Genomic DNA, 14,493 nt, shown 5'->3' with positions numbered 1-14,493 from the left:
GCGTCTCCCGCAACCGGACCCGCCCCGCCATCCCACGGATTGCCCGCTTTTGACGTTGACGTTGACGTTGATTCGGCGGGTGCAGGGCGCAGCCCTGCCGATAAACCCCTCCTGCGACGGTTCGTCGCACAGGGCAACCCTGGACCCGGCTCTACACTAGCGGGGTGACCCGCCTGTCCCGCCCGCAGCGCCTTCTGCTCCAGCTCGCCGTCCTGGCGACGCTGCTGATGGTGCTTGCGCCACTGGTCAGCCGCGCGCTGCAGGCGCCGCCGATGGAGTACGCCGCGATGGCAGGCATGGACCACGCCGCCATGGGCCATGACATGCACGGCATGACCATGGCCGGGCACGATCTGCACGGTGCTGCGCCGGCAGCGCCCAACCGCCCCGCCGACCCCCACGCCATGCACGGCGAAGCCTGCGAATACTGCGTGCTGGCCATGCGCCTGCTGCCGTGGCTGGCAGTGCTGGTGCTGCTGTTGCCGCTGCTGTGGCGGCCGCGCCTGGTGTTCCCGTGGTCGCAACAGGTGCTGCCGGCACTGCGTTGGCCGGCGCACGCCGCACGTGGGCCACCGCGCCCCGCCATCGTCCGCTGATGTCCCTATCGAATCTGCCGCACGACGCCTGACCGGGCGCCGTGCGCGCGTGCGTACTTTGGAGCTGTTCCGATGAAAATGACTTCCCGCCCCGCGGGCGCCTGCGCGCGCCTGCCGGTTGCCCTTGGCCTGGCCGTGGCCGCGTCATTGGCCCATGCTGCGCCTGCCGAGCAGGCGCGCACCCTCGACACGATGGTGGTCACCGCCGCCGCACCGTCCTCGCCGCTGCACTGGGTGACCGATCCGCGCCTGCCGCGGCAGCCTGTGCCGGCCAGCGACGGTGCCGATTACCTGAAGACCGTCCCCGGCTTCTCCGCCATCCGCAATGGCGGCACCAACGGCGACCCGGTGCTGCGCGGCATGTTCGGTTCGCGGCTGAACATCCTCAGCAACGATGGCAACCTGATCGGTGCCTGCCCGTCGCGCATGGACAATCCGCTGTCCTACATCGCGCCGGAGAGCTTCGACCGGCTGACCATCATCAAGGGGCCGCAGAGCGTGCGCTGGGGCGCAGGTGCGTCGGCTGGCACCGTGCGTTTCGAGCGCGATACGCCGCGCTTCGACGAACCGGGGCTGCGTGCCGATGCCAGTGCGCTGGTTGGTTCGCGCAACCGCAATGACCAGGTGCTGGACCTGACCCTGGGCCATCCGACCGGCTACGTGCGCGCCAGCGGCAACCGTTCCGAGGCCGATGACTACAAGGACGGCCACGGTGATGTGGTGCCGTCGAAGTGGCGCAAGTGGAACGGTGACGTGGCCATCGGCTGGACGCCGGATGCCGACACGCTGCTGGAAATCTCCGCCGGTGCCGGCGATGCCATTGCGCGCTACGCCGGGCGCGGCATGGACGGTGCTGCGTTCGAACGCACCAGCTATGCCGCGCGCTTCGAGAAGCGCAACCTGCCCGGTGCGTGGGATACGCTGCAGGCCAACGTGTACTACAACGAAGCCGACCATGTGATGGACAACTACACGCTGCGCACGCCGAACCCGCACAGCATGATGCCGATGCCGATGGCCTCGAACGTGGACCGCCGTACCCAGGGCGGCCGGGTCAGTTCCGAGTGGCGCTGGCAGGACGTGCAGCTGGTGGCCGGTGTGGATGGCGAAGACAGCCGCCATCGTGGCCGCATGGGCATGGGCCGCGACACCTACCGCCAGGCCGCCTGGGAGACCGATGCCAACTTCCGCCGCTACGGCGTGTTCACCGAGTTGACCCTGGGCGCCGGCACCGACCAGCGCTGGATCAGTGGCCTGCGCATCGACCGTGCCAGCGCCCGCGATGAGCGGCAATCGATCCGCGGCATGATGGGCAACCGGCCCAATCCCAGCGCCGGGCAGACGCGCAAGGAATGGCTCGGCAGCGGTTTCCTGCGTTACGAGCAGGACCTGGCCGATGGCCTGACCTGGTACGCCGGCCTCGGTCACAGTGAGCGCATGCCCGACTACTGGGAGCTGTTCTCGCCCAACCATGGCCCGGCCGGTGCAGTGAACGCGTTCACCGGCGTGCAGCCCGAGCGCACCACCCAGCTCGACGTCGGCCTGCAGTACAAGGGGCCGCGCGTGCAGGCGTGGGTTTCGGCGTACGCCGGGCAGATCCAAGACTACATCCTGTTCACCTACCACGGCAGCGGCATGATGGGCATGAGCCAGGCCCGCAACGTCGATGCGCGCATTGCCGGTGCCGAAGCCGGGCTGGAAGTGAGCCTGGCCGAGCAGTGGAAGCTGGGTGGCACGCTGGCCTATGCCTGGGGCGAGAACCGCGACCAGCAGCGTCCGCTGCCGCAGATGCCACCGCTGGAAGCACGCCTGAGCGCGAACTGGGAAGGCGAGCGCTGGAGTGCCGGTGCGCTGCTGCGCGCGGTGACCCACCAGCATCGCGTCGCCGATGGCCAGGGCAATGTGGTCGCGCAGGACCTGGGGCCGAGTGCCGGCTTCGCCACCTTCGGGCTCAACGCAGCCTACCGCTTCAGTTCGCAGCTGCAGCTCAGTGCGGGCGTCGACAACCTGTTCGACCGCGCCTACAGCGAGCACCTGAATCTGGCCGGCAGCGCCGACTTCGGTTTCCCGGCCGATCCGGTGCGCATCAACGAGCCGGGCCGCAGCCTGTGGATGAAGGTGAACTACCGGTACTGATCCGCCGGGTGAAAAAAACCGGGGCCGGATCCCCGCCAGGATCCGTCCCCGCCCGACGCCCTCTGCCGGGCAGCTTCGACTCTACGATGGCAACGCCTGCGGTGCACGGCTGGATACACCTCGACACATGCCGACACCGCTGCTGCCAGCCTTGCACGGAACGGGTTCACGGCGCTATCGCGACGCCGGTTCCACGCCGGTAAACGCTTGGCACATATCGCTTCTGCGGGCGCTTGCCTACACTCGGCGGCCGTGGATCACTCAGGACCGTTCATGTTGGCTCGCATCGCTTCGACCCTGGCCCTTGGCCTCTGCCTGGCCGTGCTGGCCGGGTGCGCGGGCAAACAGGAGGCCGCCGCCCGTCGGCAGGGAGAAGCGGTGCCGGTCACCGCGCAGGTCGTGCAGTCCACGCAGTGGAACGACACGCTGCAGGCACTGGGTACGGCCAAGGCGCGCGAATCCATCAGCGTCACCGCCAAGGTCAGCGAGATCGTCGAGAAGGTGCACTTCGAAAGCGGCCAGCATGTTGCTGCCGGTGCGCCGATCGTAACCCTGCGCGGGCAGGCCCAGGAGGCCGCGCTGGTGCAGGCGCAGGCCACCTTCCATGAGGCCGACCAGCTGTACAAGCGCCAGCGCGAGCTGGCCGCGCAGCGGCTGGTGTCCAGCGCCACGCTGGATACGCAGAAGTCGATCCGCGATGCTGCCGAGGCGCGTGTGGCGCAGATGCAGTCGGACATCGGTGACCGTCGCGTGCGTGCGCCGTTCGCCGGTGTGCTCGGCATCCGCCAGGTCAGCCCGGGCACGCTGCTGACGCCGACCACGGTGATCGCCACGCTCGATGACATCGAGCACATGCACATCGATTTCCAGGTGCCGGAAGTGGAGCTGGCCGCGCTGGGCGTCGGTGATAAGGTCAGTGCCACCAGCGTGGCGTGGCCGGGCCGTACTTTCGAGGGCGTGGTCAGCACCATCGACGCACGCATCGATCCGGCCACCCGCGCGGTGACCGTGCGTGCCGACTTCGCCAACGGTGACCATGCCCTGCGCCCGGGCATGCTGCTGGACGTGCGCCTGTTCCACCCCGAGCGCCCGGCGCTGGTGATTCCGGAAATCGCCGTGGTGCAGGTCGGTCGCGATACCTTCGTGTACCGCATCACCGCCGACGACAGCGTCGAGCGCGTGGACGTGATCACCGGCGCACGCCGTGCCGGCGTGGTCGAGATCAAGCAGGGCCTGGAAGCGGGCCAGCGCATCGTGGTCGATGGCACCGGCAAGCTGCGCCCGGGCCTGAAGGTCGCGGCCAAGGATGCGGCACCGGCCAGCGGTGCGAAGCCGGCTGACGCGCCGGCGCCGGTCGCGGCCGAGGGCCACGGCGGATGAAGCTGTCCGACATCTCCATCCAGCGGCCGGTGTTCGCCGTGGTGATGAGCCTGCTGTTGCTGGTGCTGGGCGTGATGTCCTTCACCCGCCTGACCCTGCGCGAACTGCCCGCCATCGATCCGCCGATCGTGTCGGTGTCGGTGGACTACACCGGCGCCTCGGCGGCGGTCATCGAAAGCCGCATCACCCAGGTTCTGGAAGATGCACTGGCTGGCATCGAAGGCATCGATACGATCAATGCGCGCAGCACCAACGGCCGCTCGCAGGTCAGCATCGAGTTCACCTCCAACCGCGATATCGAAGCGGCGGCCAATGACGTGCGCGATGCGGTCAGCCGTGTCGCCGACCGCATGCCGGAAGAAGCGCGGCCGCCGGAAATCGCCAAGGTCGAAAGCGATGCCGACCCGATCATCTGGTTCAACATGGTCTCCTCGACCATGGACACGCTGGAGCTGAGCGATTACGCCGACCGCTACGTGGTCGATCGCTTCTCCAGCCTCGACGGCGTGGCCCAGGTCCGCATCGGCGGCCGCCAGCGCTACGCGATGCGCATCTGGCTGGACCGTGACCAGCTGGCCGCACGCGGGCTGACCACCGGCGACGTGGAAACCGCGCTGCGCAACGAGAACGTGGAACTGCCGGCCGGCCGCATCGAGTCGACCGACCGCGATTTCACCCTGCGCGTGGAGCGCAACTACATCAAGCCGGAAGACTTCGCGACCATCCCGCTGGGCAAGGGCCGCGATGGCTACGTGGTGCGCATGGGCGACGTGGCGAAGATCGAACTGGCCTCGGCCGAGCGCCGCGCCTACTACCGCAGCAACGGCGAGCCGGGCATCGGCCTGGGTATCGTCAAGACCTCCACCGCCAACTCGCTGGACGTGGCGCGCACCGCGCGCGCTGAAGCCGAGCGGGTGGCGCTGTCGCTGCCCAAGGGCACACAGATCTTTGTTGCGTTCGACAACACCACCTTCATCGAAGCCGCCGTGGACCGCGTCTACGCCACGCTGGTGGAGGCGATGATCCTGGTGCTGGCGGTGATCTGGCTGTTCCTCGGCAGCTTCCGTGCCGCACTGATTCCGGCGGTGACCGTGCCGGTCTGCCTGGTGGCTGCGTTCATCGCACTGTATGCGTTCGACTTCTCGATCAACCTGCTGACCCTGTTGGCACTGGTGCTGTGCATCGGCCTGGTGGTGGACGATGCGATCGTGGTGGTGGAAAACGTGCAGCGCCGCATCGACCTGGGCGAGCCCCCACTGGTGGCCTCCAAACGCGGTACCACGCAGGTTGCCTTCGCGGTGATCGCCACCACCGCCGTGCTGGTGGCGGTGTTCCTGCCGGTCGGTTTCCTGGAAGGCAATACCGGGCGCCTGTTCCGCGAACTGGCGGTGGCGCTGGCGGCGGCGGTGGCGCTGTCCGCATTCGTAGCGCTGACGCTGACGCCGATGATGGCCTCCAAGCTGCTCAAGCCGCACACCGGGCAGGCACCACGTGGCCTGCATGGCTTCATCAACCGCAATCTGGAGCGCCTGGCCTCGGGCTATGGCCGCGTGCTCGACCACCATGTCGACCGCACCTGGATCTACCTGCTGGTGATGGTGGCCGCACTGGCTGCCAGCTGGGGGCTGCTCAAGCTGCTGCCGTCGGAGCTGGCGCCAGCCGAAGACCGCGGTTCGTTCCAGATCATGATCGACGGCCCGGAGGGCGCCGGCTACGACTACACCGTGCAGCAGGTGCAGCAGGTGGAAGCGATGCTGGCACCGCATGTCGGCCCGGACAAACCCATCGTGCGTGCCAACCCGCGCGTGCCGGGCGGCTGGGGCGCCAGCGAGGAAATGCACACCGGCCGCGTCAGCATCTTCCTGCAGCCGTGGCGCCAACGTAGCGAGGGCACGCCGGATGTGGCCAATGAGCTGCAGAAGGAACTGGACACCATCCGCGGCGTGCGCGTGCGTACCCAGGTCGGTGGTGGCCTGGTGCGCAGCGGCGGGCAGCCGTTCCAGATCGTGCTGGGCGGGCCGGAGTACGCCGAGATCGCGCAGTGGCGCGACCGCATCCTGCTGCGCATGGCCGACAATCCGGGCCTGGTCGGCCCGGACTCGGACTACAAGGAAACGCGGCCGCAGATGCGGGTCAACATCGACCGCCAGCGCGCGGCCGACCTCGGCGTGCCGGTCACCGCGATCGGATCGGCGCTGGAAACCATGATGGGTTCGCGCCGCGTCACCACCTTCGTCGACAACGGCGAGGAGTACGACGTGCTCGTGCAGGCCGGTCGCGACGGCCGCGCCAGCCCGGCCGACCTGGCTGCGATCCGCGTGCGCGCGACTTCCGGCGAACTGGTGCCGCTGTCCAACCTGGTCACGCTGAGCGAAGTGGCCGAGGCCGGCACCTTGAACCGCTTCAACCGCCTGCGTTCGATCACCATCTCCGCCGGCCTGGCGCCGGGCTATCCGCTGGGTGAGGCCATCGCCTGGGCGCAGCAGGTCACGCGTGAAGAGCTGCCGCAGTATGCGCAGGTGAACTGGAAGGGCGAATCGCGCGAGTACCAGAGTGCCGGTGGCGCAGTGCTGCTGACCTTCGCGATGGCCCTGCTGGTGGTCTACCTGGTGCTGGCCGCGCAGTTCGAGAGCTTCATCCATCCGCTTACCATCATGCTGACCGTGCCACTGGGCGTGCTCGGCGCGCTGGTCGGGTTGTGGGTGAGTAGCGGCACGGTGAACCTGTTCAGCCAGATCGGCATCGTCATGCTGGTCGGCCTGGCCGCGAAGAACGGCATCCTCATCGTCGAATTCGCCAACCAGCTGCGCGACGACGGAAGAACCGTGCGCGAGGCGATCATCGAATCGGCCATGGTGCGCCTGCGCCCGATCCTGATGACCTCGATCGCCACCGTGGTCGGCGCGATCCCGCTGGTGGTGGCCGGTGGCCCCGGTTCGGCCAGCCGTGGCACGATCGGCATCGTGATCATCTTCGGCGTGACCCTTTCGACCTTCCTGTCGCTGTTCGTGGTGCCGGCGTTCTACGCGCGGCTGGCCCCGTACACCCGTTCGCCGGAAGCGGTGAAACGCGAGCTGGAGAAGCAGGAAGCGGAATCGCCCTCGGTGGGTGGCCATGCCTGATCCGACCACGTTGCTGCGGGGCGATGGCTTCCAGCTGCGCCCCTGGCGCGCGGATGATCTGGAATCGCTGCTGCGCCATGCCAACGACGCCGAGGTGTCGCGGGGCCTGCGTGATCGCTTCCCGTACCCGTACACGCGCGAGGATGGCGAGGCCTTCCTCGCCGGCCGCGTACTGGCCCCCGGCACCCTGAATCTGGCCATCGAGATCGACGGCCAGGCCTGCGGCAGTGTCGGCGCCCAGCAGGGCGTGGCCGAGCGGGGTCATATGGCTGAACTTGGCTACTGGCTGGGCCAGGCCTACTGGGGCCAGGGCCTGATGACCCGCGTGGTCGGCCTGTTCGCGCCGTGGGTGATGGACGAACTGCGCCTGTTCAGGCTGCAGGCCGGGGTGGTCGACTTCAACCTCGGCTCGGCACGGGTGCTGGAAAAGAACGGCTTCCAGGAAGAGGGCGTGGATCGCTGCGCGATCTACAAGCGGGGTGAGCTGCACGACCTGCGCCGCTTCGCCCGGGTACGCACGCAGCTGCCCTGAGCGCGCGGGCTGGCCGCTGTAGAGCCGATCCCATGCTCGGCTTGGGCCCCTGACGGCAGCCGAGGATGGGCTCGGCCCTGCAAAACAGCGCTACCGCAGCGGCCTTCGATCAGGGAGAATCGACCGGTCCCCTCCAGCCGACGGGACGTCCTTACAACCCGCCGACTGGAGAGAGCGCGCGTGGAAGCTACCGTACATTTCATCAACAGCATCATCTGGAGCAAGGCGCTGATCTTCATGTGCCTGGCCGCCGGCCTGTTCTTCAGCCTGCGCACGCGCTTCATGCAGATCCGTGGTTTCGTCGAGATGTGCCGCCTCACCGTCAAGGGTGAGAAATCCGACGCTGGCGTGTCCTCGTTCCAGGCCCTGGCCATGTCGATGGCCGGCCGCATGGGCATCGGCAACATCGCCGGCGTGGCCACCGCCATCGCCTTCGGCGGCCCCGGTGCCATCTTCTGGATGTGGGTGATGGGCTTCCTCGGCGCGTCCACGTCGTATGTGGAATGCACCCTGGCGCAGATCTACAAGACCAAGGACGCCGAAGGCCGCTACCGCGGTGGCCCGGCGTATTACATCGAAAAGGCCATGGGCCTGAAGTGGTACGCGCTGGCCTTCGCCATCGCCACGATCATCGCTGCCGGCTTCCTGATGCCGGGCGTGCAGGCCAATGCCATCGCCGACAGCATCATCAACGCCTGCCGTGGCACCGCGCTGTGCGGTCCGCTCGATGGCCAGGCTTTCGGCATGGAGTCGGTGCAGGCGCTGAAGCTGGGCATCGGCATCGTGGTCGCGCTGCTGCTGGGCGTGGTGATCTTCGGTGGCGTCAAGCGCATCGCCAACTTCGCCGAAGTGGTGGTGCCGTTCATGGCCGCCGGCTTCATCCTGATGGCCATCGTCATCATGATCATCAACTACGACCGCGTGCCGGAAATGTTCGGCATCATCTTCAAGAGCGCCTTCGGCACCCACGCCGCGTTCGGCGCGATGATGGGCCTGGCAGTGGAGTGGGGCATCAAGCGCGGCATCTACGCCAACGAAGCCGGCCAGGGCTCGGGCCCGCATGCTGCAGCCGCCTCGGAAGTCTCGCACCCGGCCAAGCAGGGCTACGTGCAGGCCTTCGCCATCTACTTCGACACCATGATGGTGTGCACCGCCACCGCGTTCCTGATCCTGGCCAGCGGCACCTACAATGTGTACTCGCCGGTGCCCGGCGCCGCGCCGATCTTCCAGGGCCTGGCCGGCATCCCGGAAGGCGCAGGCTACGCGCAGGCCGGCGTTGAAGCCGTGCTGCCGGGCTGGGGCTCGGCGTTCGTGTCCATCGCCATCTTCTTCTTCGCCTTCACCACCATCATGGCGTACTACTACATGGCCGAGACCAACCTCAGCTATGTGAACCACAACAAGAAGCGCCCGCTGACCGTGCTGCTGCTGCGCCTGGGCATCATCGGCATGGTGGTGTTCGGCGCGTTCCATAACGCCACCCTGGCCTGGGCGCTGGGTGACATCGGCGTGGGCCTGATGGCCTGGCTGAACATCATTGCCATCCTCATCATCCAGAAGCCGGCCATGCTGGCCCTGCGTGATTACGAACGACAGAAGAAGCTCGGCCTCGATCCGATCTTCGACCCCGATGCCCTGGGCATCAAGAACGCCGATTTCTGGCGTCAACGCAAGCTGGAGTTGTCCCGTAGTGAATGATCCCTGGAAGAACGCCCGCCGCCCGTCGTCGCGACCGCCGCGGGCCACCCCGCTGCCACCGCGTGAGGGCGGGACCCCGCCACCGCCGGGGCGTGGCAACGACGAACTGCGCCTGTATGGCTGGAACGCCGTGCAGGCCCTGTTCGCCAAGCGCCCGCAGGCGCTGCGCAAGCTGTACCTGGTGGACGCGCTGATTCCGCGCATGCAGCCGGTGCTGAAGTGGTGCGTGGCCAACCGCGTGGGCTATCGCGTGGTGGAAGAGGGCGATCTCAACAAGCTGGCCGCTACCACGCACCACGAAGGCCTGGTGGCCGACGTGCTGCGCGCGCCGGTCGTGCCGCTGGCGCAGTGGCTGGCGGATCTGGGCGAAGGTCCGGCGCTGGCGTTGTGGCTTGATGGTGTCGGCAACCCGCACAACTTCGGCGCGATCCTGCGCTCGGCCGCACACTTCGGGGTCAAGGTGCTGCTGCTGCCGGCCGGCAGCACGCTGGCGCTGTCCGGTGCCGCCGCACGCGTGGCCGAGGGCGGTGCCGAGGCGGTGCCGCTGGTGCAGCTGCCGGAGACCGCGGAGGCGATGGCACAGCTGCGTGCGGCCGGCTTCGGGCTGGCCGCGACCCTCGTTGATGGTGGCGACGACGTGTTCCGTGCGTCCCTGCCGGAACGGCTTGTGTACGTGATGGGCGCTGAAGGCGAAGGCATGGACCGTGGCCTGGCGAGCCAGTGCGATCTGCAGGTCTCGATTCCCGGCAGTGGTGCGGTGGAAAGCCTCAACGTGGCCTCGGCCACGGCGGTTTTGCTGGCACAGTGGGCAAACCGCCGCAGCTGAGTGGCGCCCGGTGGGTGCGAAATCTGCCTTGGTGGGTGCGAACCTTGGTTCGCACCGCTCCTGCCGCTTCACTCGCCGGGCATGGCCCGGCGTTACCGATGCGGGATCTGCCGTGGTGGGTGCGAACCTTGGTTCGCACCGCTCCCGCCGCTTCGCTCGCCGGGCATGGCCCGGCGCTACCGCATCACTCGTTCGGTGGCGTGGTCGCCTTGGCTTCGCTGCCGAAGTTGCCATCAGCCTCCGCCGCCAGGTACGCGAACACGGTATACGCAGCCACGTTCTGCGCCAGCGCCTTCGGATCGATCTTGTCCAGCGTGTCGTCGGCGGTGTGGTGCAGGTGGAAGTAGTCCGAACCATCCTGCGCCAGCCATGCCCACGCACCGCCCTTGGCGGCCAGCGGGCCGACGTCCGGGCCCGGGCCACCCTTGTCGGCCTGGTACTCGATGCCCAGCGGCTTCATCACCTCGGCAATCTGCTTGGTCGCTTCGCGCGAGCCTTCCGGATTCGGCGAACCGGTATTGAAGGCGTAGATGCGGCCGGCGCCGAAGTCGCTCTCCGCAGCCAGCTGGTGCAGGGCCACGTCCTTGGCGTGCGCTTCGGCGTAGGCCTTGCCGCCGTACAGGCCCTGTTCTTCGTTGGCGAAGGCGACCACACGGATGGTGCGCTTCGGCGCCTGCTTGAGCAGGCCGATCAGGTGGCCTGCGGCCATGGTGATGCCCACGCCCGCGCCGTCATCCACCGCGCCGGTGCCCAGGTCCCATGAATCCAGGTGACCACCAATCACCACCACTTCCTTTGGCAGGCTGCGGCCGGTGATCTCGCCGATCACGTTGTACGAGGTGGCAGTGCCATCCCAGCCGCAGTCCAGCGCCACCTTCACCGTGGTGCTGCCACGGGCCAGCAGGCGGGCCAGCTGGTCGGCATCGGGCACCGACAGCGCGGCCGACGGCACCGGGGTCAGGCCATCGTCAAAACGGGTGATGCCGGTGTGTGGCACGCGGTGCGAGTCGGTACCGGCCGAGCGCATCAGGAAACCCACCGCGCCCTTGCGGATCGCTTCGGACGGGCCCTTGCTGCGGATCGCGCCGCCGCGGCCGTAGTCGCGGCCATCGCGGAACGGCAGCATCTGGTAATCGACGAAGGCAATCTTGCCCTTCAGCGAACCGGCCGGTGCGGCCTGCAGTGCGGCCAGGTCGGCGAAGCGCACCACTTCCGCTTCCACCGTGCCGCCCGGGCTGCCGCCCAGTGCGGTGATCTGCAGCGGCTGCGGGTTCTTGCCGGTCACGGCGGCGTGTTCGCTGCGGCGCTCCCACTTCGGGAAGGTCACCGGCTCCTTCCAGACTTTGTCGAAACCGAGTGCCTTGAACTTGGCCTCGGCCCAGGCCACGGCACGGGCGTCAGCCTCGCTGCCGGCAATGCGCGGGCCGATTTCGGTGGTGAGTGATTCGACCACCTTCCAGCCGGTGTCATCGGCCAGCGCCTGGTCGCGCAGCTGTGCGGCGGTGGCCAGCGACGCCGGGGGCAGGGTGGTGGTGTGCCGCGCCGCGAAGGCCGGGGCGGCCAGCAGGGCGAGGGAGGATGCGATGGCAAGGACGCGGCGACGCATGGACAGCTCCGGGAAGGGACCAAGCCTTGGAGCTTAACAGTCGTTCAGCCCGGCGCATGGGCGGGAGGTCATGGCTGGCGCGGATGCTGTTTTCCGCCAGATGCAGCAAAGCGAAAGCCCCGCCGGGGCGGGGCTTTCGCCTGCTTCTGCGGTAGCGCCGGGCCATGCCCGGCGAGCGCAGCGGCAAGATGGCGTCCCGCCGGGCATGGCCCGGCGCTACCACCTTATTTCTTCAGGCTGTCGCGGATCTCGCGCAGCAGCACCACTTCCTCGGCCGGCGCTGCCGGTGCCGCTTCCTTCTTGCGCGACAGGCGGTTGATCACCTTGATCACCAGGAAGATGGCGAAGGCCACGATCACGAACTGGATCAGCGTATTGATGAAGTCGCCGTAGCCGATCACCACCGCCGGAATCTCCTTGCCATCCGGCCCGATGCGGGCCGGCGACAGCGTCCACGCCAGCTGCGAGAAATCCACCTTGCCGATCAGCATGCCCAGCGGCGGCATGATGATCTTCTCGACCAGCGCCGTCACGATCTTGCCGAAGGCCGCGCCGATCACCACGCCGACGGCGAGGTCGATGACGTTGCCGCGCATCGCGAATTCCTTGAACTCGGTGAGCATTCCCATTGTTGTTTTTCTCCGGTGGGGGAAGTGGACAGCGCGCAGGGTAGCGCAGGTGATGTCAGCCGGCGATCACACCGTGGCGCTCGGCCACGTTTTCCAGGCGTGCACTGAAGCGGTCGCCGGGCTTCAGTGCGGCCACACCGGACGGGGTGCCCATGAACACCAAGTCGCCGGCACGCAGCTGCCACAGCTTGGACAGCTCGTGCAGGATCTCCGGCACGTTCCAGATCATCTGGTCCAGCAGCGCCTGCTGGCGCACCTCGCCGTTGACCTCCAGCGACAGGTTCAGCGCGGCCAAGTCGCCCACTTCCTCGGCGTGGACGATTTCGCTGATCGGCGCGGAGGCATCGAAGCCCTTGGCGGCGTCCCACGGGTGGCCCTTGTCCTTGGCGGCGGCCTGCAGGTCGCGGCGGGTCAGGTCCAGGCCCACGGCGTAGCCGTAGACCAGTGCGTCGGCATCGGCCACGGCCAGCTCACCGGCAGGTGCATCGCGGCCGATCGCCACCACCAGTTCCACTTCGTGGTGCAGGTTGGCAGTCGCCGGCGGGTAGGGGATGGCATCGTCGTGGCCGACCACGATCGCATCGGCCGGCTTGCTGAAGAACATCGGGCGGCCGCGGTCATCGGCCGTCGGCACCGCTGCGCCCATTTCGCGGGCGTGGTCGGCGAAGTTGCGGCCGACGCAGTAGATGCGGTGCACGGGGAAACTGCCGCCACCGGCTACAGGCACACGCGGCAGGGCTACGGCAGGGATCACATCGGAGACATCGGACATGCGGGCATCCAGGAAGGGCGTGCCCGCAGTCTAGAACGCATGGCGCCCGCCGTCAGCGGGCGCGAATGGCGTAAGTCAGCGCGAGACCGGCAACACCGGCTTGCGCACTACGCGGTACTCGCCCTCGACCACGGTCGGGTCGACCGGACGCGCGGCACCCGGCTTGCGCGAGGCCAGCAGCTTCCACGCCAGGCCGACCATGATCATCGCCGCACCAACAAACACGCCGATGAACACCATCGCGGCCAGGATCGCCAGGCCAAGCAGGCCCACGGCAACGCGCACCAGCGGGTGACGCGGCTTGCGCGGCGCGAACAGGGTGCGGAACTGGTTGAAGGCGGATGCGCGATTGAACATGGCGGCTCGATAGGCTGGGATCAGCGAAAACAGAGTATCGGGACGCGCCACTGTCATTGAGTGAAAAACTCGTTAAATATAGCCTGTGCTTATTACGGATCAATGACTTGTGTTCATGTCGCAGCCAGTCACCTGAGTGGGCATGCGACAATGCGGGTTTACTGTCCGAGCCTTCGCCATGACTGCCGCTGCTTCCCTGATCGCCCTTGATGCCATTGCCGATGGCGCGTTTGCCGAGGTCGAAGCGGTGGTGGATGGCGATGCCGAATCGCTCGTGCTGTACCGCGACGGCGCGCAGGTGCGTGCCTTCCTGAACATCTGCCCGCACGCCGGCCGACGCCTGGACTGGGCCCCGGGCCAGTTCCTGAAGAGCCGCGAAGGCCACCTGGTCTGCGCCGCGCACGGCGCCTCGTTCGCGCTGGACAGCGGCGACTGTATCGCCGGTCCCTGCAAGGGCGACCGCCTGCGCGCAGTGCCGGTGGACGTGCGCGACGGGCAGGTTTACCTGGCCTGATGTAACCGGTGCGCGAACCAAGGTTCGCACTCACAGGATCAATGGGGATCCAGAGATTCATCCACGCATGGCGTGGATCCACCGTGTCGACCAAGGTCGACACCCACCAGAGCAGAACGCCGACAGCTCGCGGAAAACTGTCGAAGGCGGGGTGGGTCCGGTTGCGGGGGCGTGAGCCGCATGGATGCGGCGACCGAGCTTACAGGGACGTACTTGCAGCGTCCCCCGCAACCGGACCCACCCCGCCATCCCACGGAATGCACGCTGTTGCTGTTGCTGTTGCTGTTGCTTCCGCTTCGGCGGGGGCAACGGGGGGGCCCTCCCC

Annotated in this window: 12 protein-coding genes; 8 read left to right on the top strand and 4 right to left on the bottom strand. The window is 67.8% G+C overall.

The window, feature by feature from the left end; translation table 11 throughout:
* Nucleotides 1–164: 164 nt before the first annotated feature.
* From ARC63_RS21205 to ARC63_RS21175, 7 genes are all read left to right on the top strand, one after another.
* The gene (locus ARC63_RS21205; RefSeq protein ID WP_057504327.1) at nucleotides 165–596 is read left to right on the top strand and encodes a DUF2946 family protein; all 432 of its coding nucleotides are present in this window, start codon (nucleotides 165–167) and stop codon (nucleotides 594–596) included.
* A gap of 72 nt (nucleotides 597–668) precedes the next feature.
* Nucleotides 669–2,732: a TonB-dependent copper receptor gene (locus tag ARC63_RS21200; RefSeq protein WP_057504326.1), complete on the top strand. Its 2,064-nt coding sequence runs from the start codon at nucleotides 669–671 to the stop codon at nucleotides 2,730–2,732.
* A 273-nt stretch (nucleotides 2,733–3,005) separates the two neighbouring features.
* Nucleotides 3,006–4,112 carry an efflux RND transporter periplasmic adaptor subunit gene (locus tag ARC63_RS21195; protein ID WP_010481451.1) on the top strand — a complete coding sequence of 369 codons (1,107 nt, stop codon included), beginning with the start codon at nucleotides 3,006–3,008 and terminating at the stop codon, nucleotides 4,110–4,112.
* Nucleotides 4,109–7,234: an efflux RND transporter permease subunit gene (locus ARC63_RS21190; RefSeq protein ID WP_057504325.1), complete on the top strand. Its 3,126-nt coding sequence runs from the start codon at nucleotides 4,109–4,111 to the stop codon at nucleotides 7,232–7,234. Before ARC63_RS21195 ends, ARC63_RS21190 begins: the two co-directional genes overlap by 4 nt.
* Complete coding sequence (locus ARC63_RS21185) at nucleotides 7,227–7,766, top strand: GNAT family N-acetyltransferase (RefSeq protein ID WP_029379754.1); 540 nt, start codon at nucleotides 7,227–7,229, stop codon at nucleotides 7,764–7,766. The genes ARC63_RS21190 and ARC63_RS21185 overlap by 8 nt, the downstream gene beginning before the upstream one ends.
* A gap of 180 nt (nucleotides 7,767–7,946) precedes the next feature.
* Nucleotides 7,947–9,464 (top strand): alanine/glycine:cation symporter family protein, encoded by a 1,518-nt coding sequence (locus ARC63_RS21180; RefSeq protein WP_010481454.1) that lies wholly within the window; start codon nucleotides 7,947–7,949, stop codon nucleotides 9,462–9,464.
* Nucleotides 9,457–10,290 (top strand): TrmH family RNA methyltransferase, encoded by an 834-nt coding sequence (locus ARC63_RS21175; protein WP_057504324.1) that lies wholly within the window; start codon nucleotides 9,457–9,459, stop codon nucleotides 10,288–10,290. The genes ARC63_RS21180 and ARC63_RS21175 overlap by 8 nt, the downstream gene beginning before the upstream one ends.
* A 184-nt stretch (nucleotides 10,291–10,474) precedes the next feature.
* On the opposite strand, the gene ARC63_RS21170 is transcribed toward ARC63_RS21175, so the two are convergent.
* The 4 genes from ARC63_RS21170 to ARC63_RS21155 all read right to left on the bottom strand — a co-directional run bounded on the left by ARC63_RS21170 (nucleotide 10,475) and on the right by ARC63_RS21155 (nucleotide 13,654).
* A complete protein-coding gene (locus tag ARC63_RS21170) occupies nucleotides 10,475–11,896 on the bottom strand; it encodes a M28 family peptidase (protein ID WP_057504323.1) in 1,422 nt (473 codons plus the stop codon).
* Between the two features lie 224 nt (nucleotides 11,897–12,120).
* Complete coding sequence (gene mscL, locus ARC63_RS21165) at nucleotides 12,121–12,525, bottom strand: large-conductance mechanosensitive channel protein MscL (RefSeq protein ID WP_010481458.1); 405 nt, start codon at nucleotides 12,523–12,525, stop codon at nucleotides 12,121–12,123.
* Nucleotides 12,526–12,580: 55 nt separating this feature from the next.
* Nucleotides 12,581–13,297: a fumarylacetoacetate hydrolase family protein gene (locus ARC63_RS21160; protein WP_057504322.1), complete on the bottom strand. Its 717-nt coding sequence runs from the start codon at nucleotides 13,295–13,297 to the stop codon at nucleotides 12,581–12,583.
* Between the two features lie 75 nt (nucleotides 13,298–13,372).
* Entirely contained in the window at nucleotides 13,373–13,654 is a 282-nt protein-coding gene (locus tag ARC63_RS21155; RefSeq protein WP_010481462.1) for a hypothetical protein, read from the bottom strand.
* 178 nt (nucleotides 13,655–13,832) lie between these two features.
* Here ARC63_RS21155 and ARC63_RS21150 point away from each other — a divergent pair, with 178 nt between their 5' ends.
* Nucleotides 13,833–14,168 (top strand): Rieske (2Fe-2S) protein, encoded by a 336-nt coding sequence (locus tag ARC63_RS21150; protein WP_010481464.1) that lies wholly within the window; start codon nucleotides 13,833–13,835, stop codon nucleotides 14,166–14,168.
* Nucleotides 14,169–14,493 lie beyond the last annotated feature (325 nt).

It is taken from the genome of Stenotrophomonas geniculata ATCC 19374 = JCM 13324 (assembly GCF_001431625.1).
Lineage (GTDB): Bacteria > Pseudomonadota > Gammaproteobacteria > Xanthomonadales > Xanthomonadaceae > Stenotrophomonas > Stenotrophomonas geniculata.
Note: the sequence above shows the minus strand (reverse complement) of the source record. Positions and strands in the feature narration are given on the sequence as shown.